This window comes from TM7 phylum sp. oral taxon 349, from assembly GCA_018127705.1.
In the GTDB taxonomy this organism is placed as follows: Bacteria; Patescibacteriota; Saccharimonadia; order Saccharimonadales; family Saccharimonadaceae; genus Saccharimonas.
The window spans coordinates 715229-737023 of record CP072328.1 but is presented as its reverse complement, the minus strand read 5'-3'; the positions used below and the strand labels follow the sequence as shown (position 1 = coordinate 737023).

The window sequence follows — 21795 nt, the reverse complement described above, 5'->3', positions numbered from 1 at the left end:
TTACATGTCAATACGCATTACGTTTACGCTAACACAAATTACACCTATTGCTCATTTTGATTATGACAATGAATGCGTTACTCCGACGATAAGAGTGACTGAGGTGAAGCCTAAGCTAGACCGATTCCTTAAGAAGATGTATAGCCGTAGTCATACGGATGAATCAATGCCGGAAGACTGGTTTATTATTGATAGCTCGGGAGAGCGTACTGAGGCGCTGGACTATAAAATGCAGATCACGCCGCAAGCTAACAGTTCTCAGCAATTTGAAATCAGAAAGAATGATTATTCAAACAAATATAATTTTTTGGCAAACATGGGCGGTGATGAGGCGCGGAGAGACGGTACACGTGGAGGTGCGGCAAAATTTGTCATGGAAAATCATCCGCTTTCGGGGCAGATTGTATCGTTTCACGAGAGCTTGCTTGCGTTCATGAATAAGCCTATCGTAGAAAACTTGACTCCAATTGACATGTTCTTCGCCTGTACAAATTTTGGTATGCGCCAAGATAAGGGATTCGGTGAGTTCGTGACCGACCCGTTCCTAGATGACTCCGCGAACGGTCTGTTTAAGGAAGTTCTTCGCTACGTGTATGGCGACTATTATGTGTACAGTACCAAACTGAAAGAAGGGAGAAAAGGAGTGCTCCGAAAGGAGTATAATAATGATTTGGAGTCTGCCTGTAGAACTATAGGGGAGGTATATGGGTGTCTCAAGTCTGGCGAAGAGAATTTTGTTCATATGTATTTTTCTCAGAATAGTAATAGCAGGGTGAAGGGCTATACCGTATCAAATCTTTATAAAAGAAGCTTCGAAAACGAGAAGGATGTCTGTAAGCGTGGTGGGGCGAATGCTGATGGCGCAGTGTATGGAAAGGCGCTATTTGGATTGGCAAATGAAATAAAAATCAAAGAAGGTGCGTGGACGATTGGATCTCGCGACGAGCAGAATGCAATTTCGCGTATCAAGTCCCCTATTACATTTCGTGTGCTATACGATACGGTGTATGTGTTTTTAGACTTTGACTATTGTGACGAGCAGCGCATGGCAAGCTACGCTATGTTAGCTGGTAAACCTATCACGTTTACTGCTAAAAATGGACAAAAGGAGTTCTCTATCCCGCTACCGCCGAATCCTCCGGAAGGCACACTAATTGATGTCTATCATGACATCTTTAAGAAGTTTATTCATTTTTTTGAAAAAAGAAATAATGTCAAGAGAGGGAGAAAGTAATAACTATGAGCTGCTATCGCGTAGGGTTCACTATAGGACCAATCTATAAAGTTTTTCAACAGGCTACGGCGCCGGTGTCTAGTTGGGCTGCCAGCTATATTTTCTCGTATACAATGAAGCAGTTGGCGACCCATGTTATGCAGACATACGGCGAGGGAGATGGAGACCTTCTTATACTTCCCTATCTCGGCTTTGATGAGACAGGCAGAAGTATCGCGAAAGAGAGCTCAAATCTTGCCGGTATTGGGCGTTATCCTGATCGCGCATTCTTTCAGATTACAACCGATTTAACTGCAAATGAGCTTAAAACAGAGATAGCGCATTGTATTCATGAGACCAAAGAGGATATTCGCCAGGCATTGCCTGGCGAATATCTGGGGCGTGATGAGTTTGTAGACAACGAGCTATATATAGAGTTTGTCATTCAGCCTTCCGTTATAAGAGGAGAACCAACTGTAAAAAGGTTGAACCGTTTGCTTGATGTTGCTGAAGAAAATGCTGGTACTCAGTTGGAGTTTGCGCATGATTATATCAATGAGATCTTCAATGAGCGTCGTAACGAGCCGTTCCAGGAGAGGTTCATGGATGTCGAGCAGCGTCATAACCCGCTTGCGCTTAGTAAAGACGAAAATCGGGGATATGCTGATATTAGCAGTATTGCACGGCGCATCAATCACTGCGACCGCAAAGCGAGCCGTTATTATGCTGTTGTTTCATTTGATGGCGACAGTACGGGTAAAGCGGTTGAGGGCAAAGAAGAAAGTGAGGTAATGGAGTTCTCTGAACGGATTTACACTTTTGTTGGGGATGCAGTAGATTTGATAACCTCCTTCGGCGGCGTTGTACTGTTTGCTGGCGGCGAGGATTTTAAGTGCTTGATGCCGCTCGCAAACGCAGGTCATGATAGAACGTTTATTGATGTATGCAGGGACATTAATAAGAAGTTTAATGAAGTGGTTGGCGCTGGTAGTGATACCAAGCTATCGGTTTCATTTGGCGTAGCGATTGCCTATTACAAGTACCCGTTAGCAGAAGCATTCCAGCGGTCGCTCGACTTGCTTGATGGTGTCGCGAAGCGGCAAAAGGGTAAAAACACAATGGCAATTCACCTGGAAAAAGCAAGCGGGCAGTCGCTGACGATTGGCTTTAAGAACGACAGTCCCCTCCTAGGGAAAATTAGCAAGGAAATCTGTTCCCTGTTGCGCGATGACGAGAAGGCGGCGGAAGGCAGCGAAAAACTATTGCATTCATTTGTATACCGTTTTAACGAGTTAAAGCATCTGTTTGCGATTGAGCATGCATCTGAGGAGCACGCATGTAACTTAATTCAAAATACTTTTGACACGTCAGAGCATCACGGAAACAAGGTAGAAGACCACTTAGAGCTTGTGAAAGATCTGTATCGTCATAGAACAGAGATTCGTGATATATTAACTAATGAAGGGGCGGTTGATAGCGCGGCGAGTACCAATGGCTCTTCCGCAGTTACTATGCGCCAGGAGCGTGAACGTTACGTTGATCGCATCAGTCATGTATTGAGATTCATTAAATTCTTCGCAGAAAAAGGAGTTAATTCATGAAAACATGCGTCGTTACTTTGGTGCCGCTAGAACCTTACTTTTTTGGGAGTGACAAAACATTCTCATTCAATAAGAGCGATCGTACGCGCAATAATTATTATATTCGCTCTCTTGAGTCGCCTTCGCCAACGACTATTCTTGGTATGGTTCGTCATGAATTGCTGAAGCAGGCTGGGCACTACAGCCCGTCGTTTCAATACACGGAGTCGCAGCTAGCTGATAATGCCAGACTGATCGGCAAAGAGTCTTTTTCGCTTGCTCAGAGCGATATGCAGTCGTTCGGCGTAATTCAATCAATTAGTGCTGTTCATCTCATGCATGATGGCAGTATATACTGGCCAATTCCGGGCGACCATAACAAATCGGATGATTCGTATGCGCCTATAAAGCTTACGAATGATAATTCGGTGACATTTAGCAGCGCGGCCTGTCTCGTACCGGATGACGTTAATGCCGTTGATCACAAGAAATATAGCGGCAAAGCGCTATTGTGCGTCGATAATAACAGCACATCGCTTGTCCCTGCTCCGTTTCGTCGTTCGGTGAAGATTGGGATTGGAAAGAATACGTACGCTAATGGCCGCGCATCGGTTGATATAGAGCGCAAGGAAATGTTCTTTAAGAAAGAATATTGCACCCTTAGAGAAGGTTGGAAATTTATCTTTATGCTTACGCTTAACGACGACGCGATTGAGCTGCAAGACTCAATCGTCACGATGGGACAAGGTAAATCAGCGTTCGCCTTTTGCGTTAATGAAATATCACCGCAGGTCTACGAGGAGCAAACCACAGCGCTGGCGACGACGCTTACTGATATTGTGCGAAGTAATTTACCGGATGGCTACGAATGGTATTATGTGCATTCAGATACACTGGCAGATCAGCGAGTCTTTTCGGAGGCTGTTTACACTGCCGCCTATACGATGCCGATTAATCAGCTCGTGACCGACTATCGTGCATCGGATTATCGACATAGGCTTAGTAAAAACCACCGCGGACGACGTAATGTCGTTTGTGCAGGCGGCTGTTTTTACACTACATCGTCTAATTGCTCTTTTGCGCAATACCTTTCTAATGCTAATGCACAGCATATCGGATTTAATGCTTATATAACCACCAGGGAGGATTAAGTATGAAGGCATATCTTTATAATATTCACTGTATTACCAACCTGCACGTCGGCAGCGGCGAGTCTCAATCGGGTTTGATTGATAAAGAGGTTCAGCGCGACCCCGTTCTTGGCATGCCCTGTATACCGGGGTCGGCAATAAAAGGAGCTCTGCGGGAATACCTGACGAATCGTTCGGCTGACCGTCTAGATGATCGGGCTTTGCTGCGTGCGTTTGGCGCGTCGCCGCAGGACGATGATATGAATGCCGGCGAGCTGAAATTTATAGGCGCTACCCTATTGGCGTATCCGGTGCAGCGCAAAGGAGCCCATGGAGATAAAACAGGTTCGTATATTATGAGAGCGAGCCGTGCGTGCGTTGATCATATCAATCAGATTGCGGCTTCTTTTGGCCTGCAGCCGGTAGATTCGCATGCTGATGATAGTAAAAATCTTGATTCGGTTCAGCTGCCTGTTGTTGCACGCAATTCAATTGGCGGTCCGGATAAAACCGGCAGCAACTTGTGGTATGAGGAGTTTGTCCCCCATCAAGCAGAGTTTGTTTGTGCGATTGCTGGCGATGACGCTATGCTGCTTGACGAGATTGATAAGCATCTTGATGGCCACGTTGTTCAGTTCGGTGCTAATTCATCTGTCGGCTATGGATTATGCCGGCTAACCAACCTTACTAAGGAGGCGCAGTAATGAATGGAGCGGTAGATCAGCGGTATTTTGACGCTGCATACGATCTATTGTCTAAGAATGGCAAAGATAGCGCTTTTTTTGAACGGTTACGCGGATATGCATCGTCGATGGCTGTTATGATGCGACATACATCATTACCGGCGGCAGTCTTAGTGTATGGTTCTGATGGCGATACGAAAGACCGCAAAGCGACCCTTGAAACTGTCAGGGCTATATTAGAGCAGCTTGGCGAGTCGTCTATATCTAAAAATGACTTGCGCGGGTATTACGATGAGGATAAAGCTAAGCAAGCCGTGATTTGCAGCAATGTCCTGTCGAGTTTATTGGCGATACGACAAGTTTGTCTTATGTTGATTGGCAAGGAGGCGTACTATTATGGCGAAAACTAAGAAGCGTAACAAGCAACACAAGTTTGTGCAAAAAGATCAGCAGCATAACCAGAGCCAGGCGCGCAGCGAGTCGTTTGATATTTGTAACTTCGCCTACTTCTTTTACGATCAGTACCCTGATAGTATTGCCCGGATGGTGGCTGCAGGTAAGACCGTTGATATGCATGTCCCAAAAGGCTTAAATGATGCAATAAAAGCATATCGACCAACGTCAGATGGCAGGTCTCAAACGGTACATTCGTTATATCAGCGCGGGTTACTTAGTCGGATTGGCTCTCATGAGGTTCGTCATATTGCGCTGCAGGTAGCTCATCCGGGGCTTATTGCCGGTACGGGAACTGCACGCGCAATCCCTGATATTGAGGGTTGTATTCAAAACGGAATTAGCCTTGACTATACAACAGGGCTGCCATATATCCCGGGCTCTTCTATTAAGGGGTCGCTGCGAAGCGCTCTTGAGCCGTCGCGAAATGGTGAGTCTGAGTCTGCCTGCGCTCATCTTGAATTATTCCGCGAATTGTTTGGTGACGATAGCCTTGACATGGAGACGCTGCGCGACATCATTGTTGCACTCTTTGATAATGAGACGGAATTTGGTCAGGCGAGCCAACCGATATTCTTTGATGCCCTAGCCGAACCGAACGACAAGTCGCTGTTTACGTTTGATTTTATTACGCCGCACCGTGCTGATGAGGATCCGTTTAAAGATCCGGTGCCACTACAGATTCTTAAGGTGACTCCAGGTACGTTATTCAATTTTTATATTGCGTTGCCGAGCGAATTTCGAGTTAACGATAGGTTAACGCTTACGTGTGCGCAGGTACAGGACGTATTTAAGCAGCTACTGATGACGTTTGGCGTCGGGGCGAAGACGAATCTGGGCTACGGTCTCTTTTGCGAGGTCTAAGCATGGCTGATACTGGCGGACACTCGCTAACAATAACGTTTGCAGTGCGAGCCTGTTTCTCTGTTAAACTGGCATATTCATATAGTTTAATGAGTTTCATCTACCGCTTGATTGAGATCGGCAATCCGATATTGAGCGATCAGATTCACAACTACCAGCGGCACCATCGTCGCGATTATGATGCGCCGCCGCCATTTAAATTTTTCACGTTTGGGCGTTTGAATGGTCGAGCAATTATTAACCGTGGTCAGATTCGTTTTATTAAGCAGGCAGCATTTGAGGTACGCTCGCCAGATAAAGCGATTATTGATGCAATTATTGCCGGTCTCGTTAAGCGGCAGCGCTTTACGTTTATGGATAATACCGTTGATGTTATCGGGTTTTCCTACCAAAAAACTGATCTGCAGCATGTGCACCGCTTGGTGACGAGAACGTTATCGCCGATTACTGTTTATCGGACAGAGTCTGCCGGTAAAACAATCTATTTTCACCCGCAGCAGCCAGAGTTTATTGAGCTTATTGTGCGCAATATGACGTTGAAATATCGGTCGTTCTATGGATTCTCTCCAAAGCCCGCCCTTGATGTTCATCTCGTTCCTGATGGGATTATTAAAAAAACGGTGACAACATTTAAGCGCGTTCTCGTAACGGCTTATGACTGCGAACTTGAGCTAGTTGGTGCGCCAGATCTTTTGCAATTCGCATACGATACAGGGCTTGGTGCAAAAAACTCTAATGGATTTGGTATGTTTAAGATTATTCATAGCGTATGAAGTTTGAGGATATATTTACGCCGGAGCGTGAGAAGTACATTCTGGCAGAGATGAAAGAAAAGCAGAATAACGAAAGCGGATATGGCTCTGACTTTATGCGCTTTGATGAATTTGAAGTATTTTTACCGCAGAATCGGAAGACGCTGCTAAATAACTTAGCAGCAGGACGCTACTCCCCTCACCCTGTTCTGCTTTTCGAAAGATTAAAATCAACGGGTAAGTTACGAGTTCTCGCAAAATACACTAACATTGATATTTTTATCTTAAAGAATATCGCAGATGCATTATATGATTTTGTGTCGCCTCAATTTTCTGAAGCATGTCACGCTTATCGTAGGGATCACGGTACACTGACCGCTATCGATCGCATACGTTATTTTGCTGAGCAAGGATGTGAGTTTTTAGTTGAGTGTGATGTGCGTAATTATTTCGATTCAATTAATCACGGGATACTTATTAAACAGCTAAATGCGCTTATTCCCGATCGTCGGATTGTTAACATAATTAAAAAATACCTTGTTGCACCACGTGAGTATGATGATCGTATAGAGAAACCGAATAAAGGCATTGTACAGGGGTCGCCGTTATCGCCGCTCCTTAGCAATATCTACCTTTCGGGGTTAGATAATTTCTGTACTGAGAAGTCGTGGCAATATGTCCGGTACGCTGATAATATGTATTTCGTGACGAATAACCGTGCTGATGCCGAGGTGATCCTACGGACGGTTCGCGATCGCCTGCGTACTGAGTATAAGCTGCAGCTTAATTACCAGAAGAGCGGAATTTACGACATAACGAAGCGAAAGATGCTCGGTTATTGCTTGAAGAGGCTTCCAAACGGACAGATAGATTGCATTCGCCAGCAACGCCAAGTTGCGAAAGCATATCCTAGCTGGCAGCATCACGCTATCGGTAAGAAAAACGACGTATACTATTTGTTTGAGGATGGTATCCTGACGAAACGCGACTATACTTTATTCTTTGAAAATGATACGTTTGTCTCGCCGATTCCTTTGCATACAGTAGAATCACTGAATGTATTTGCTAATATTACATTTAATAGCCGATTCTTTGAGAATATCCTCAAATGCAACATTCCCCTACACTTTCATAATAAATTTGGAGATTGCCTCGGGCATCTTGTACCGACACAGCATGTCGCTCGGAGCGAAACGATGTTGCGCCAGACGAGCATCTATGAAAACTTACCTGAACGCCGGCGCTATGCGCTTGCTATAGAGAAAGCTTCGTTGCATAATATGACGTCAGTATTGCTCTACTATCTTTATCGTAAACATGACACTCGTCTTGATACTGCTGTTACGCGAATGAGGGCGTATACAAAACGGCTCAGTGCATGCAAGACTCCTGCTGACATGCTGCTCATAGAAGCGCGTGCTCGTAAGTTATATTATAATACGCTTAATTTTGTTATCGGTCAGCCTGGTTTTTGCTTTATCCAGCGTAGTCGCCGTCCTCCCGAAGACCCGATAAACGCATTAATTAGTTTTGGCAATACAGTTTTGTATAATCGGTGTAGCGACCTTATTCATAAGACAAGTTTAGATTGTCGTATAGCATTTGTGCATGCGTCAAATCATCGCGATGAGAGTCTGAACCTAGATATCGCAGATATATTTAAGCCAATTATCGTTGATCGTGTTATTCTGTCGTTAATTAATAGGCAGCAAATCAATGCGAACGATCATTTCGAGGAGATGCCGGAAGGTGGAATTTACTTATCGAAAGAAGGTAAAAAGATTTTTATTCAGGAGTTTCAATACAAATTAAATAGCCTCATTTCCTACAAAGGCAATCGTATTAGCTACGAGTATCTCATCACACTTGAAATTCGTAGTTTGTTGCGCTCAATTATCGGTAAGAAATTTAGTTATAAACCATATAAAGGGCGCTGACGATGTATATTATCTGTTGCTATGATGTTGCCTCAAGGCGTAATAAGCCGGTAAATAAATTGTGTGCTGCCTACTTGCAGCCGTTGCAGCGATCTGTTTTTGCCGGACATATTACCGAGCGCCAGTTAATGAAGTTTCAGATCGCTCTCGCCGAAGTTATTGATACCGAAGAAGACACGATTACGATTTTTGTCGCTGCCAATGCTATACATCTGGCGCGGTGGCAGATCGGCGTCGTTGCCAGAGGCGGCACGATTATATAAATTGAGCGAACGTTTTCATATTCAACACAAAATCACCCTACGCGTAAGAGAGGGTGATTTTAGTAGGGCGCGACAAGAAATGGTCTTTCAGGTGTCTGTTTAGGCGTAACGAAAAGTATCTATTAGGTAAGGTATCTACAAGGAAAACAAAAATGTTAAACATTCCGTCAAAAAATGTATCAATATCTATTAGGTAAGGTATCTACTGGTAAGGTCGCGTAATCTCCCAAAAACCAATAAGTATCAATATCTATTAGGTAAGGTATCTACGCCTTTTGGTGCTGAACAGGCAGGTTTTCTCGTACGTATCAATATCTATTAGGTAAGGTATCTACTATAAACAAATGAATTTACTAGCACAATTAGCTTATACAACAACGTATCAATATCTATTAGGTAAGGTATCTACAGACAAATAAAAAACGTGCTAAAAGGCGAGTGTATCGCCCGTATCAATATCTATTAGGTAAGGTATCTACGAAAGTTGCTAAAAAAGAGATCATTAAAATTAAAGTATCAATATCTATTAGGTAAGGTATCTACGCCTTTTGGTGCTGAACAGGCAGGTTTTCTCGTACGTATCAATATCTATTAGGTAAGGTATCTACTTGCCGGTAGTAGAGACAAGTTATCTCTAAGATGGTATCAATATCTATTAGGTAAGGTATCTACTAGGCAATTGGGATATTCGAGACAGTAAGAAGAAGTATCAATATCTATTAGGTAAGGTATCTACTAAAAATTATCGTAGACATCTTGGAGAGAAACAACGTATCAATATCTATTAGGTAAGGTATCTACTGTATTGTAAGGAAGGAGGAGCACTAGAAGCGTATGTATCAATATCTATTAGGTAAGGTATCTACGAGAAAACGTTGCATGGGATATTAAAGTCCTTTGGTATCAATATCTATTAGGTAAGGTATCTACATCTAGATTTGTCGTCCGTTATACTGTTAGCTTTGAGAGGTATCAATATCTATTAGGTAAGGTATCTACAATTACCTAAAACAAAATTAAAAAAAATAAATCAGTTAGGTATCAATATCTATTAGGTAAGGTATCTACAATTTCTTCGGGTGTCAGAAAGTTATTAAGAAACGTATCAATATCTATTAGGTAAGGTATCTACAATTGTTAGCTTGGTGAGAGGAGGAGCGGAAGAGAGGTATCAATATCTATTAGGTAAGGTATCTACCTGGATGTATTAAAAAGAAACAATAAACAATATGCAGCATGTATCAATATCTATTAGGTAAGGTATCTACACGGCCGCAAGGCTAAAACATAAAGGAATTGTGTGCGTATCAATATCTATTAGGTAAGGTATCTACCGATAGTTCGCTACCTTCATACCCGCATCCGTTAGGGTGCGTATCAATATCTATTAGGTAAGGTATCTACAGTACTATACTTGGTCAGTAATGATGGATTATCTAGTATCAATATCTATTAGGTAAGGTATCTACAATGCTATCGTCAATAATTATTAAACTAGTAAGAGGGTATCAATATCTATTAGGTAAGGTATCTACGATAGTCTTGTTTGACGATGACGATCAATTTTCTCGTATCAATATCTATTAGGTAAGGTATCTACCAAAATAAAAAAGAGATAGGAAAATTAACAGTGATCATATCAATATCTATTAGGTAAGGTATCTACCTTAAAGTATCGCTATTGCTATAACGATACGTGGACGGTATCAATATCTATTAGGTAAGGTATCTACCTAAAAATTGAAACATCGTCGGAAACGGCGATAGAGTATCAATATCTATTAGGTAAGGTATCTACTAGCGGTAAAAAATAAAAAAGTTCTCAACTTATACGTATCAATATCTATTAGGTAAGGTATCTACATTAGAACAAAAAGAAAAAGACAACCTAAAAGAAAAAGTTGAGCTGTATCAATATCTATTAGGTAAGGTATCTACCCACGGGGGCGACGTGAAAGTCGCCTCCCCGTGGAACGGGTATCAATATCTATTAGGTAAGGTATCTACGTGGAGCTACAAGGAAAAGCCCCGGAAGGGGCGGTGGTATCAATATCTATTAGGTAAGGTATCTACGTTGCACCTATTGCAGACCTGATGGAGGGTGATGTGTGTGTATCAATATCTATTAGGTAAGGTATCTACAGGAGGCAAAATGCGGAGACCAATTCTCCTGATCACCGTTGTATCAATATCTATTAGGTAAGGTATCTACAAATATCTCTCTTCGGAGGGTCAAGAGGCTCTCCGAGTATCAATATCTATTAGGTAAGGTATCTACTAGAACGTTTTACCGCGACTAGCAGAGGCGCTGATTGTCACGTGCAACTGATTCTTATCTGTTGCAGACCAGCTTCGCGCGCTTCTGTAAGGTTGAAGCAACTAGTGTTAGTATAGCAGCTCACGATTGATTTGTATATAAAATTGCCAAAAAATGTCTATTTTATGCGTCGACCTATAAATTTTTTGTAACAGATGAGAAACAGATTAGATGATATCCTGTCGTATCGTTCATTCGTTGGTCGACGCGGATTTTGCAGCCATGGTGCTATAATACTTGAATGAAACCTTATATTTCCGTTGTAATATTTACGTTTTCCCTCTATAAACTACGAAATATGGGTCGACGCAGTTTTTTCTTCAAAATATAAGCTGACAACACAAGAAATAGCTTCGTGTAGCATTTTTTCGGATGCTATTATGATCGGCGTAACGGTGAAAAGCTGATGACCGCTTGAACTATTCGCGGGTTGTCATAGATGAGTGATACGGCTGTATCCTTTTTGATATGGAAACTATCCACTAAGTGGCAATGGTGCAATTTGCATTTTCTAGCAAGACTTGGGTCGTCGGCTAGCTCCACGAGGACAGGGACGCAATCAAGCGGAGTAAGAATTTGGCTCACGGCGACAACCTCAAGCATGTCGGCGACGCAGGTTTGCCGCAACCCTGACTTACATGATATGAAATAGAATGTGAAGCCGCGTCGAGCAATAACATCAATTTCATGAAAAGCTCGCAATGCTGTTTTTGTATGCGTTGCATTGTTTGGGTTGTGCTCAAGTAGTATCGCTGAGTGGACGACCTCATCAAATTCACCGGACTGCAGGAGCGTTTTGTACATAAAATACTCAAGCGCTAGTCCTACATTATGCAGAAAAGGAGTAATATATTGATGCTGCGGGCTGACTCCCCAGTGTCCGCCGCCAGTCATTGTGACGAGTCCTTGGCTATGCAGCCAGTTAATAAACCTTACATAAGGCTTTTTGCCTATTGCAACCGACTGATTTATTGAGGCTGCTTCAATGATGCGCGGCCACGTGTAGCGGTGTGTCAGAAAATACCGAACCAGTTGTTCTAGAGTAGCCTCTTCGTCAAATGAATAGGCGGCAGTTGTCTCGTTGTATTTGAATTTACGCCCGCAAAGCTCAAATGCTTGCTGGATAGATAATTCGCCTGTATTTCCTTCTAACGTTTTTTTAGTAGAGATGTTACTGCTCGTTTGGTAAACAGTTTTCAATGTCGGGTCAATAGTTTGGCAACGGATGTTTGGCGTTTGCTTTGATGCCATCGTTGCTGCAAGTACAAGGAATGCTTCCCCGCCTGATATATCAATAGTGACATCGCCGGTCTTTGCAAGGTAAAGAAAATATGCAACCGCTTTGTTTGACTCGTCCTGTGAGAATTGCTTCCGAATGAGCGATTTTGGATGAGCGGTTGTGCGTATATAGGTTTCAAGCCGATTGAGCGGTCCAACAAGATTGTGCGCTTCGCTTGATACGAGGATAACTTTATCGTACTCATCAGCAACGGCTGCGATGACATTGTCTGCCGTGCGTGAGATTTCGTATATATCGACGAGGAGTTTAGGTTTCATGATTGTGGTTAGTATTTCTTTTTAGTGGTGATATATCGTGATATGAGATAAACTATTAGTATGACTAGTATGATGGATACTTTAATAGTTTCATTAGGCCAAAGCTTGTCTATATCTATTTCTATGATGAGCGCATCGACAGCAACAATAAGCGCAGCTGCGTTATATACCGATGATCGAATTGCTTGTGCAGCATCGCTGAGTTCTTCCACTTGCTCTTTCACATTGTGCGATAGCGTGTTGACGCCAAGATTTTCGCGTATTTTTGTATAGGTTTCGTCGCCTTGCTCTTGTTCGGTTATATCCAGTAGATTAATATTCGCAGTAAATATGGCAATGTCCTGTCTGATTTTAGCTACCCTACTTGTTGCCTGCAGCTCAGGAAAGTGAACGCTTTTGATATTGCGGGAAGCCTCAGACGTATTGTGTAGAATGTTGAGCAAGGCAGTGCGCTGTGCAACAACTAAGCTAACCATTTCGGCGTATAGATCTAAGAAGTTGTCAAAAAGAAAGGCATTGTCATCGCGCGGTGGTTTTATCATCACGAACGCGTGGTGGCTCACGCCTGTGTATGATTTGTATTCATTCCAGCGGTCAAGCGAGAACTTTTGCATAAGTTTCTGAAGCATACTGGCATCGCGTACAGTATAATCGTTATGAGAGTCGCACGATATGATACCGTAAAGTTGACGAGCATCTTTATATGCGGTCATATCATTAGGACATGGTGCTTTGTCGGGTTCCGTTTCATAGATTGATATCCGGGAAAGCGTTTTCTCGTCGAGGCTCTTAAATTCGGTGTAGCTAGGAATAAGGTTTGCCGCTTCATCAGAAGAGATAATGCTCGCAAGTATCATGCGGTCGTCATAAGCAGGTATTATCGTTTCATGGTATTTGTCTTCTTTGATAGTGCTATTGAATATAATGCCAACTGCATGTTTTGCGATGGTGTGGTGAGCATTCTCTTGATATGTATGTGCTGTAGAGCCGGCTGGAACTATACTTTTTGCCATCTGATCAAAATCGGTTTTATACGAAGTAGTGTTATGAGACGATTCAGTATTTATTGATATGCTAATCTCTGCTGCAACCGCAGTCGCAGTAAGCTGATCGGCGTAGCTGCCCTGTTTCGGTTGTGGCACAAAAGGCAGAGATACGCGACGTCCACAGCTGTTGATATCTTCAACAGCGTTAAGATAGCTATAGTTCTCTACTGTTTTTCGTTCTTTATCTTTTTGAAAAAGAACTTCGTTATAGTAAGTTGTGTATATTATCTGTCCAATGTTGTGGCTGTATAGTTTGACGCGCACCGATTGTAGCTGTAAGCGGGCAGAAAAATGATTGAGATCAAGACGATAATAACTCCGGGTTGGATCAAGGTCTTTTAACTCAAACTCTTCCAAAAATTCGTCGTCTTTATGTTGTCTACGCCAAGATTTGTGTAGTGGCTTTGTTGTCTGGTGAAGCGCCTCAAAAGCTGCTTTATTAAAGTATTTGCTTGCATTGTAGGCTTTTCTTGCCTCCTCTTCATCCGACAATACTTTGTCGCATACATGAATCCATTTGGTGGTATCATAAACGCTTAGCCGTTCTTCAAGGTGCTTAGGACTTACATCTTCTTTGACGATGAAAGGCAGCATGAAAACATGGTACGATTGCTCCATGCGAGGGTTTGGTGCTATTTGAGACGTAACTCGTGTTGTATTAGCGGTTTTGGACTGTTTCATAGTTATGTATTGTTAAATGTTTCGCTGCTCGCAAGCTGCCCGAGCTTAAAAAAAGCGTGCGCTGTTGCCTTGCAGTCTTCAATATGATTGTGTTGAACAGAAGTAGCCTGTTCGCGGTAATATTCTTGTGTGAGCTCCCCCAGAAGCTCGCTTTGTGCCATTGAAGCGAGGTCGTAGAGCGGGTATGGCCCCTGGAATCGACGCTCTTCAAGGTTTTTCTCAACGCACCGCTGAAATAGCCGACATTCAACCGGGTAAATTGTGTAGCCAATCGTGCGGCACGTTTCGCGGTGTTGACTGTAGAAATCCCAGAAGGCATCCATGAGGTCTTTTTCATTGTTGTAGGTGGTAAGACTATCTTTAGCGTCGAGCAGAATAGGTTTCACATGCTCGTCCGCCCAAGAGTCGCTGAAGGTCTCTTTCATCCAAACGCCATTAAACATAGTAGTAACGAGTTGATCATCATATACGACGGCACCAATGCTTACAAAATCGCCATACAGACCGTCTGTTTCGGCATCAACGACCATAATTTTTTCATTTGATGATATAGGCAGTTCCATGGACTTTATTGTAGCACACCAAACAGGTTTACGGCGTAACCAGTAATCATATGATTTCTCTTCTCGCGGCATAGGTATCAACCAGCAAATATTTATAATATCTCATAGTATTCTACTTATTCGCTCTAAGCCTTAGCCTTTAGCACGTTCAGTGCGCGCCCGTTCCATCGCTTCAATCGACTCTCTTGCTACTTTGCTTAAATCGTCCATATGATTTAGGAAGAATGCTCGCGTTAGTTCGTATACATACCACAGCTCCGCTTGTTTCTCTGGCGTATCGGCGGCTGGCAGACAATGTTTTGCGAGATGCTCAGCACTAAGCGATACATCGTGCAGCTGCTCGGCTGTTAATATCGAATCGTCATGCTCTAGGTGATGTCTCATTTCATCAAGCATTGTCGGCATTACGTCGTCGTGCCACTCGGCGATCCAGTCGGTCATTGGCGGGTCGTCAAGCATGAGGGCGAGGTATTCACCGAGGTTTGTATTATATTCCGCCTCTTTTCGCGCATCATGATGCCATATACTTGTGGATGCAAACATCAATGGTCGACCACGATAGTCATATAATTCGCGCGGTTCGCCATAATAATATTTATCGGTTAAGTACTGTAATGAATCAACAAAAGGTACGAGTTCGTGTGATTTGATCATAATACTATAATACCTATTTTCAAACGAGGAAAGTAAGGCAGTTTATAGACGTGCCTCAGGTCTTTAAGAGGGTTACTTCACGCGGTCAGAGACCGGTGTACCAGCCGCGCTCCGTACCGTTGTTTATACTAAATCACACGTGTTACACGAATGAAACACTTCTTGCTTTATTCTCTCTAAAAATAGCGGGGCAAATTACTCCGCCCCGTTCTTCTGTTTTCGCTTCCTACGTTGCTTCTTACGCAAAGCTTTCTTCGCCGTAAGCGTAATAAAAAAGACAGTTAAACTTTACTTTATCTGTCTTTAAGCTCTGCGTGCTGCAGCTTAATGCCTTAATGCTACTTCTCTATTCACTTTCTTCTTCTACAATTTCTGCATACTCTTTTAGCTTTCTCTGTAGCAGACTCTTATCTATAAGTTTTAAAGTATATTCAGACACCATCGCAGGAGACAAACTTCTGCTTAGTGTATATTCTACAACTTTATCATCTTTTGAAGTACAAAGAATAACACCAACACTTGGATTTTCAGCTTTCTTTTTCACTTCTCTATCCAGTGCTTCTAAATATAAGTTCATTTTTCCGATATATTCCGGCTTAAATTCTCCTAACTTTAGTTCAAATGCGGCTAAGCAAGACAATCCCCTATGATAAAACAACAAATCTATATAGTAATCATGATTGCCAACCTGCACTCTGTACTCGTTTCCTATAAACGTGAAGTCTTTTCCTATCTCTAAAATGAAATTCTTTAGATTTTCAAGAATTGATTTTTGAAAATCTCTATCACTTCCAATCTTTGGTGTATCAAGGAATTCCAACATGTAACTGTCCATGAACAAATTATATGTTTCTTGCTTTGTCTTTTGCGTAGCAGGCAGCCCTTCGCCGTTAGAGAGTGTGAATCTCTCATAATAGCCGCTATCCATCTGTCTCATTAACTCACGATGTGTTAAATTTTCTTTTATCGCTAAGTTAAGATAAAATTCTCTTTCTTCCTTGCTTTTTGAGCCGGATATTATTTTTAAATGATTAGACCAGCTCAATTGTGTCAACAGTGTTGACACTTTTTCATCGTCTTTATATAGTTCATAGAATTGTTTCATTCTATAAAGTCCTCTGCGGGTAAATCCTTTTAAGTCAGGGTAGTTTTCGGAGAAAAAATCAGCAACATTTTCCACAAAATTCGATCCGTAACTTGCTTCTTTGCTTTTCTCACTTATGTACTTTCCTACTTCCTGATGCATCAAAATCAGCTCTTCATTGACTTTCCTGTAAGCACGATACTTTGCGCTTTCGACAATCTTAACAATATCATCAAACTGGTGAGGATCTTTTCCCGTATCCGTGTTCTGCAATGCTATCTCACCTTTGTTCATTATTTTTTTCCTACATCTAAATATACAGTTGTTATTTACTAGCATTTTCTTTGATAAAAGCCTTAGAATTTTGAATTTGCACTTTATCTTTGTCGACTACAAAAATAACATGATCTCCATTTTGTAGATTTAAAAGCTTTCTTATCCTCTTCGGAATAGTAACTTGCCCCTTTGACATAACTTTTGCAATATCCATAAATGTATCTTCCATGTTCGGCTCCTTTCGCCCTACTTTTCATACAAAAGATTATGGCATTTTCTGTCTTGAAATTAGCGCTATCGTACTCGCTATAAGCTTAAACTGCTTCTTTTGCCTCATTTTCAATCACTTCTAAAAAATTCTTTGAAGATCCCCCGTGCAATATCCGATAGCTCCATTTCCCACTTTGCTGTTGTTTTTTTGCTGATTTAAAGCCGCCGGCCGCAGTCAATGCAAGACCGATTCTGTTATGCGCGGCAATAAGGCTTCTCTCATATAAGACCCGTAGTTCGGCTAAACTGTTTCATTAGAATAACCTTTTTCTTCTAACATTAGACTTTGTCTGTGTATTGCTTGCCTAGTCTAGTCTAAAGAGACTGTTATCTTGTTCCATTGAGCCGGTTATGGGGTTTGTGATGGAGCCGATCTAGACGATTATTAAGATATGTGATATGGTTAGATACCGAAAAATAATTAACAAAGGCTATAGGATTTCTGTGAAAAAATCTATCGATACAGAGGGTGGTTTATTAACAAAGAAGATGCCGAAGAAATGGTTGGAATCTTGGCATAGCACAAGTGGAGGCGAGAAAATTGCGCGCGTTATGGGCGGAACTGCGGCTGCAAGTCTTGCGGCGTCGGCATTCGGCCTGCACATGCCGTGGACGGTTACGGTAGGAGAAAGAGATTATACAGCAAAGGCAGTAACCGCTGCGGAAGCCCCTAGACAACAAGAAGAAGTTGAGGTTCATTCTACGACCATCCCCGAGACAAGTGAGGATGTTCAAAGCCAATTGCTGCAGATGCCGTGGTCGCCAGAATTTAATTTGGAAGATGCGCCTGCTTATACGCGAGAAATTATAAGCGGCTATACGGTAGACCACCTAGCTAATGAATTGCGCGAAAAGGTAGACAGCGGTTATGAGATACGCGATATTGCTATTCTTTCATTTTCTTCGGATGAGGCGCGTATAGCGCCAGAATATGATGGCTTAGGAGAAAGCAACCAAGGTAATATTGATTTAGCCTACGATCGTGGAGAGGTTGTTCTTGAACGCTTACAGCAAGCCGGCATAGATACAACCGGTGCGACGGTTACTGCCGCGGAGAACGTACTAAGCGCTGATGATGTGACCGCTGTGAAAAATATTGCGGCAGTGCATGATGTAACGACCGCAGAACTGCTTGATGCGTACAATATGGGCGGAGATGTGTCATTATCGCCAGAGGAATTAGAGACGATGAATACTGTGCTCGGGCGTAGGCGCGGAGCGATTGTGTCGTACCGCGCTGTGAAGCCGGAGGAAACGATTGACGAAAAGACGGTTAAGCCAGTTTGCGTGTATAAGCGTACATTGACTGAGCGGCAAGGACATATAAACGGTCTGCCAATAACAATAATTCCTGCGGTCATTCCTCGTTTTACCCGCAAGAATAAGTCGCGGCAAGAAGATGATAAAGAACAGGAAGATGATAGCAAGGGTGATAGCGATGTAGTTGATGTTGCTAATAATGCTAATAATGCTAATAATGCTAATAATGCTAATAATGCTAATAATGCTAATAATGCTAATAATGCTAATAATGCTAATAATGCTAATGCCTTTTCTTATGAGACAGAAAAGCCTGCTAGGCATGATGTTTCCGGTGTATCGGCAATATTGAAAGATAAAGAAGCAGCAGTAGAAGAGGCGCTTGCGGCGTATCGGGCTGCACATTCTGCGTGGCTTGCTTTACAATCTGACCAATCGTGTCCAATCGAGGAAGTTTCAAAAGCACGTTATGAATACGACAAAGCGGGCGAAGCACATTATCTGGCATGCCGTGACCTTGATAGGTATATAGAAGAAACTCAAGAAAAAGCACGGCGAAGCGAGTCCTTGCGATTGCTTGGTAGAACGGGCTTGAGAATTGCTGCTATAGTTGCTATCATTGCGATCCCGCGGCTGCATTTTGGGTACTGCCCAGATCGACACGACACAACGCTTAATCCATTTCGCGCTGAATTTCCTGACCGTGTAGCTGTTTCTTTCAGCATACCGTTTACGGATCTTAGCACCGGCGAATTGACAGTGCTCGATTCTGGCGGTTGTCCGAAAAATACGTCTGGAGATGATAGTAAACCTTGCGACCCTGATCGTATTGATACGACAATCGTTCACGCTGATGGTAGCACAGAAGAAGTATCTCAAGCTGTCCGTAAGCGCTAAATAAGTAAGATTGATTCTGCTGGTGCCGATATCGCCCCTGCCCTCTTTTTGGTAGAGATATTGGGTGTCTGCTGGCTTGTACTAAAGTGCTGTGCTATGTAAGTATCGTTTGCCACTTCCCCTGCCGTATGCCGTTTAGCGTATAGTTCCCGAAGTTCGTGCGGTGCAACCGGGTAACAGTGTAACCGAGCGCTGCAAATGTGCGGCGGATTTGCCGATTGCGTCCCTCGCTCATAGTGATGTGCCATTCGCGGCGATTGTCGTCGAGACGTGCGAGTATAAGCTGGCTGCGCCCGTCGTCAAGCTCTATGCCGAAGTCGCTGATCATTTGTTGATGGAGCGGTTCAAGGTCGCGGTCAAGGCGGACGCGATATTGTTTCGTCTTAGCGAATTTAGGGTGCGTCATACGATGCGCGAAGTCGCCGTCATTGGTGAGAAGCAATAATCCGGAACTGTCTTTGTCAAGGCGTCCGACAGGCTTAAGCATATGAAGCTCAGGCGGCAGCAATGAGTAAATTGTTGGCGCATTGCCTTGCATGCGGCGCGAACAAACGTAGCCGATGGGTTTATTGAGCGCGATATAGCGTAGCGCGGCGGGTCTACGGGCAACTGGTGTTCCTGCGACGTCAATGCTGTCGCTTGGCGTAATGCGCGTACCAAGCGTAGCGAGCGTATGATTAACCATGACGGTTTCGTTTTCAATTAAAACATCAGCCTCGCGGCGCGAGATACCGAGCTGCCGCGCGAGGAACTTATTGAGCCGTTCCGGCGACTTGCCGGTATCGTGCGGAGTGTTCATAGTAGTAAGCCCGCGTTTCTTGAGGGTTATAGCGTAGTTCTTTGTGATGCTGGCACGTCTGTTCGCAGGGTTTCTTCAAACTGCATGCCAGATAGTGTATTGTCTGCTGGTGCTGGTGCGGACGCTGCTGGCGAAGAAATGCTGGCGGACGTTGCCGGCTGTGCGGACGGAACTGCTGGCTGCTGCGATAGCGTGGACGGTGATGAGGCGGCTGGGGTTGGCGGCGTTCCGGTTGGCGGGATTGGCTGAACTGGAATGCTCAGCGCTTGAGCTGTGGCTGCTGCGGTCGTTTGTGCTGCTGGTACCGGCTGTGCGGGTGCGACTGGGCGGACGCTAGGCGCTGGCTGCGGCGCCTGAGGTATTTGAGGCGCTGACGGCGGCTGTTCTTGCGCTAACGGATGCGGAGGCTGTACTGGCGCTGAAACAACAGTTGGCTGCATTGGTGCCACTGAAGGGCTGGACGATATGGCTGGCGGCGTTGGCGGAAGCTTTGGCTCTGAGTTGGGGGCGCTCGCCGGCGCTGCAGTTGGTGCTGGCGCTGGCTGCGGCGGCTCAGGAGCAGCTGTGGCTACCGGTTGTGCGGCGGCGTGTGGTTGAGGCGCCGGAATGTTGCTGATCGCTTGCACGCCTGCGAGTTCCTGGCTCATGCGTGCGGTAATATCGGCGATAGCTTGTGAATCGTCGTGTTCAATTGGCTGGATGATGCGACCAGATGAACCTGGACGCGGCGTTGAAAACGGTGCGATAGGCTGTGGCAGCGCTGATGGCTGCAATGACGGTGCAGTTGGCGCGGGCGCAGGCGCGGTTGCGAGCATTGGGTTTGCAGGGGCGCTCGCCGGCGCTGCAGTTGGTGCTGGCGCTGGCTGCGGCGGCTCAGGAGCAGCTGTGGCTACCGGTTGTGCGGCGGCGTGTGGTTGAGGCACTTGGAGCGTGGCCGAGCGTGGTGGCGGTAATGGTATTGATGATGCCGGATTTGGGCGGGGTGCAACCGTGGGTGCGGCAACGGGGCTAGATTCGGGCGATACGGGTGCTGCAGGAGCAGTATCTATTTCCTGGCCGCTCGTGTCGGTAGGTGTCTCGCTTAAAGAATCTGATGATACAAGTGGCGCTGGTCCGGTCGCAACCGATGAATCGTCCTCAAGTACTTCGTGCACGGTACGGACGACGTCTTCAATGCCAACCTGCGATTTGACGAGGTAGCGGTCGGCACCAAGTGCTAGTCCGCGCTGGCGTTGTTCTTCGTTTGACAGGGCGGTCATCATAATCACTTTGACATTTTTGGTTTCGGTGGTGCTGCGTAGAATGTCAAGCATATCAAAACCGCTGATTTTTGGCATCATCACATCGCTAACGATGAGATCGGGGCGTTCTTTGATTGCTAATGCAAGCGCCTCTTCACCGTCGCCGGCAGACACAATGTCATATCCTTCGGCGCCGAGCCGAACGTTATAGATTTCGCGCAGGCTCTTGTCGTCTTCTACTAATAATATTTTTGTCATCTTACCCCCTATTGTAC

18 protein-coding genes and 1 CRISPR repeat array are annotated in these 21795 nt (G+C 44.2%); of the genes, 10 read left to right on the top strand and 8 right to left on the bottom strand.

The features are described from left to right. Nucleotides 1-4: 4 nt before the first annotated feature. The 9 genes from J5A52_03785 (at nt 5) to cas2 (ending at nt 8875) form a co-directional block, all read left to right on the top strand. On the top strand, nt 5-1234 hold the full coding sequence (locus J5A52_03785; protein QUB37241.1) for a hypothetical protein: 1230 nt from the start codon (nt 5-7) through the stop codon (nt 1232-1234). Nucleotides 1235-1239: 5 nt separating this feature from the next. After that, nucleotides 1240-2814, top strand: a complete 1575-nt coding sequence (locus J5A52_03780) for a hypothetical protein (GenBank protein QUB37240.1) — start codon at nt 1240-1242, stop codon at nt 2812-2814. Beyond that, a complete protein-coding gene (locus J5A52_03775) occupies nt 2811-3944 on the top strand; it encodes a hypothetical protein (protein ID QUB37239.1) in 1134 nt (377 codons plus the stop codon). Before J5A52_03780 ends, J5A52_03775 begins: the two co-directional genes overlap by 4 nt. Nucleotides 3945-3946: 2 nt before the next feature. Next, nucleotides 3947-4627, top strand: a complete 681-nt coding sequence (cmr4, locus tag J5A52_03770; protein QUB37238.1) for a type III-B CRISPR module RAMP protein Cmr4 — start codon at nt 3947-3949, stop codon at nt 4625-4627. After that, nucleotides 4627-5016, top strand: coding sequence for a hypothetical protein (locus J5A52_03765; protein ID QUB37237.1), 390 nt, complete (start codon nt 4627-4629; stop codon nt 5014-5016). The genes cmr4 and J5A52_03765 overlap by 1 nt, the downstream gene beginning before the upstream one ends. Further along, nucleotides 5003-5923: a type III-B CRISPR module RAMP protein Cmr6 gene (gene cmr6 / locus J5A52_03760; protein QUB37236.1), complete on the top strand. Its 921-nt coding sequence runs from the start codon at nt 5003-5005 to the stop codon at nt 5921-5923. Before J5A52_03765 ends, cmr6 begins: the two co-directional genes overlap by 14 nt. An 89-nt stretch (nt 5924-6012) precedes the next feature. Further along, nucleotides 6013-6696 carry a CRISPR-associated endoribonuclease Cas6 gene (cas6, locus tag J5A52_03755; GenBank protein QUB37235.1) on the top strand — a complete coding sequence of 228 codons (684 nt, stop codon included), beginning with the start codon at nt 6013-6015 and terminating at the stop codon, nt 6694-6696. Then, entirely contained in the window at nt 6693-8612 is a 1920-nt protein-coding gene (cas1, locus tag J5A52_03750) for a CRISPR-associated endonuclease Cas1 (GenBank protein QUB37234.1), read from the top strand. Before cas6 ends, cas1 begins: the two co-directional genes overlap by 4 nt. A 2-nt stretch (nt 8613-8614) precedes the next feature. After that, complete coding sequence (cas2, locus tag J5A52_03745) at nt 8615-8875, top strand: CRISPR-associated endonuclease Cas2 (GenBank protein ID QUB37233.1); 261 nt, start codon at nt 8615-8617, stop codon at nt 8873-8875. A 109-nt stretch (nt 8876-8984) separates the two neighbouring features. Further along, a CRISPR array of direct repeats spans nt 8985-11153; the repeat unit is 30 nt; unit sequence GTATCAATATCTATTAGGTAAGGTATCTAC. A 417-nt stretch (nt 11154-11570) separates the two neighbouring features. Here the strand turns inward: cas2 and J5A52_03740 are convergent. From J5A52_03740 to J5A52_03715, 6 genes are all read right to left on the bottom strand, one after another. Continuing rightward, a complete protein-coding gene (locus J5A52_03740) occupies nt 11571-12749 on the bottom strand; it encodes a hypothetical protein (protein QUB37232.1) in 1179 nt (392 codons plus the stop codon). Nucleotides 12750-12757: 8 nt separating this feature from the next. Further along, complete coding sequence (locus tag J5A52_03735) at nt 12758-14476, bottom strand: hypothetical protein (GenBank protein ID QUB37231.1); 1719 nt, start codon at nt 14474-14476, stop codon at nt 12758-12760. Between the two features lie 2 nt (nt 14477-14478). Beyond that, nucleotides 14479-15039 carry a hypothetical protein gene (locus J5A52_03730; GenBank protein QUB37230.1) on the bottom strand — a complete coding sequence of 187 codons (561 nt, stop codon included), beginning with the start codon at nt 15037-15039 and terminating at the stop codon, nt 14479-14481. Between the two features lie 132 nt (nt 15040-15171). Next, nucleotides 15172-15693, bottom strand: a complete 522-nt coding sequence (locus J5A52_03725; protein ID QUB37229.1) for a hypothetical protein — start codon at nt 15691-15693, stop codon at nt 15172-15174. Nucleotides 15694-16039: 346 nt separating this feature from the next. Beyond that, entirely contained in the window at nt 16040-17071 is a 1032-nt protein-coding gene (locus tag J5A52_03720; GenBank protein QUB37228.1) for a DUF1016 family protein, read from the bottom strand. Between the two features lie 31 nt (nt 17072-17102). After that, on the bottom strand, nt 17103-17282 hold the full coding sequence (locus tag J5A52_03715; protein QUB37227.1) for an AbrB/MazE/SpoVT family DNA-binding domain-containing protein: 180 nt from the start codon (nt 17280-17282) through the stop codon (nt 17103-17105). A gap of 485 nt (nt 17283-17767) precedes the next feature. On the opposite strand from J5A52_03715, the gene J5A52_03710 reads away from it, so the two are divergent. Continuing rightward, the gene (locus J5A52_03710) at nt 17768-19480 is read left to right on the top strand and encodes a hypothetical protein (GenBank protein QUB37226.1); all 1713 of its coding nucleotides are present in this window, start codon (nt 17768-17770) and stop codon (nt 19478-19480) included. 94 nt (nt 19481-19574) lie between these two features. On the opposite strand, the gene J5A52_03705 is transcribed toward J5A52_03710, so the two are convergent. Together J5A52_03705 and J5A52_03700 are read right to left on the bottom strand one after the other, a co-directional pair. Next, nucleotides 19575-20279: an rRNA pseudouridine synthase gene (locus J5A52_03705; protein QUB37225.1), complete on the bottom strand. Its 705-nt coding sequence runs from the start codon at nt 20277-20279 to the stop codon at nt 19575-19577. 26 nt (nt 20280-20305) lie between these two features. Further along, nucleotides 20306-21778 carry a response regulator gene (locus J5A52_03700; GenBank protein QUB37224.1) on the bottom strand — a complete coding sequence of 491 codons (1473 nt, stop codon included), beginning with the start codon at nt 21776-21778 and terminating at the stop codon, nt 20306-20308. Nucleotides 21779-21795: the final 17 nt, after the last annotated feature.

Bases quoted from the DNA above. Each gene is read 5' to 3' on its own strand.
- J5A52_03785 (QUB37241.1), top strand. From the start codon at position 5: ATGTCAATACGCATTACGTTTACGCTAACACAAATTACACCTATTGCT.
- J5A52_03780 (QUB37240.1), top strand. From the start codon at position 1,240: ATGAGCTGCTATCGCGTAGGGTTCACTATAGGACCAATCTATAAAGTT.
- J5A52_03775 (QUB37239.1), top strand. From the start codon at position 2,811: ATGAAAACATGCGTCGTTACTTTGGTGCCGCTAGAACCTTACTTTTTT.
- cmr4 (QUB37238.1), top strand. From the start codon at position 3,947: ATGAAGGCATATCTTTATAATATTCACTGTATTACCAACCTGCACGTC.
- J5A52_03765 (QUB37237.1), top strand. From the start codon at position 4,627: ATGAATGGAGCGGTAGATCAGCGGTATTTTGACGCTGCATACGATCTA.
- cmr6 (QUB37236.1), top strand. From the start codon at position 5,003: ATGGCGAAAACTAAGAAGCGTAACAAGCAACACAAGTTTGTGCAAAAA.
- cas6 (QUB37235.1), top strand. From the start codon at position 6,013: ATGAGTTTCATCTACCGCTTGATTGAGATCGGCAATCCGATATTGAGC.
- cas1 (QUB37234.1), top strand. From the start codon at position 6,693: ATGAAGTTTGAGGATATATTTACGCCGGAGCGTGAGAAGTACATTCTG.
- cas2 (QUB37233.1), top strand. From the start codon at position 8,615: ATGTATATTATCTGTTGCTATGATGTTGCCTCAAGGCGTAATAAGCCG.
- J5A52_03740 (QUB37232.1), bottom strand. From the start codon at position 12,749: ATGAAACCTAAACTCCTCGTCGATATATACGAAATCTCACGCACGGCA.
- J5A52_03735 (QUB37231.1), bottom strand. From the start codon at position 14,476: ATGAAACAGTCCAAAACCGCTAATACAACACGAGTTACGTCTCAAATA.
- J5A52_03730 (QUB37230.1), bottom strand. From the start codon at position 15,039: ATGGAACTGCCTATATCATCAAATGAAAAAATTATGGTCGTTGATGCC.
- J5A52_03725 (QUB37229.1), bottom strand. From the start codon at position 15,693: ATGATCAAATCACACGAACTCGTACCTTTTGTTGATTCATTACAGTAC.
- J5A52_03720 (QUB37228.1), bottom strand. From the start codon at position 17,071: ATGAACAAAGGTGAGATAGCATTGCAGAACACGGATACGGGAAAAGAT.
- J5A52_03715 (QUB37227.1), bottom strand. From the start codon at position 17,282: ATGGAAGATACATTTATGGATATTGCAAAAGTTATGTCAAAGGGGCAA.
- J5A52_03705 (QUB37225.1), bottom strand. From the start codon at position 20,279: ATGAACACTCCGCACGATACCGGCAAGTCGCCGGAACGGCTCAATAAG.
- J5A52_03700 (QUB37224.1), bottom strand. From the start codon at position 21,778: ATGACAAAAATATTATTAGTAGAAGACGACAAGAGCCTGCGCGAAATC.